This window comes from Desulforhabdus sp. TSK (assembly GCF_022836495.1).
Taxonomy (GTDB): Bacteria; Desulfobacterota; Syntrophobacteria; order Syntrophobacterales; family Syntrophobacteraceae; genus Desulforhabdus.
Map to the genome: position 1 here is coordinate 1 of NZ_BQXM01000124.1, position 547 is coordinate 547.

Genomic DNA, 547 nt, shown 5'->3' on the forward strand with positions numbered 1-547 from the left:
TCCACCCGCTCTTCCGGGTAGTACACCGTGAAAACGCTCCGCTTTTTCCCCCGAGGGGGAGCCACGAACCCGATCATGTTGGAGACAAAATGCCTCGTGGTGATGCCAAGCCCCCGCAGGACCTCGAACACGTAGAGCCGCTCCCACAGCGTGAGATCTTCTCTTTTTCTCACCTGCTTGGGCCGGAGCCGCTCCACGGGAATGCCCACCTTCCCCTCATACCGCCTTTGACCAACATCCGTCGTTGTGCTCATAGTAGGAAAACCAGCCCGGTTATGAAAATGTTGAGGAGTGACAGCGGCAGAATCATCTTCCAGCAAAGCCTCATGACCTGGTCATAGCGGAAGCGTGGAAGCGTCCAGCGAATGGTCATCTGCAGCCAGATAAAAAAGATCACCTTGGCAAAAAAGGTCGCCACATTGGCGAGCATCGCCAGGAGGGATGCACCGTTTGGCCCCGCGAAGGCGAATAGCTCCAAAAGCCTTGCATCGCTCACGAAGGGAAGATGCCATGCCCCGAAAAAAAGCGTCGTCACGATCCCCGAGAT

The 547-nt window shown here is 56.3% G+C and carries 1 protein-coding gene and 1 pseudogene; both read right to left on the reverse strand.

Annotated features, from left to right (window positions below; all coding sequences use genetic code 11):
- Positions 1-254 (reverse strand): annotated as a pseudogene (locus MWC30_RS21800) (hypothetical protein); the annotation flags it as partial.
- Positions 251-547, reverse strand: a 297-nt coding sequence (locus MWC30_RS21805; RefSeq protein WP_244086302.1) for an NADH-quinone oxidoreductase subunit H, incomplete at its 5' end; no start/stop codon positions are given. The pseudogene MWC30_RS21800 and the gene MWC30_RS21805, both read right to left, overlap by 4 nt.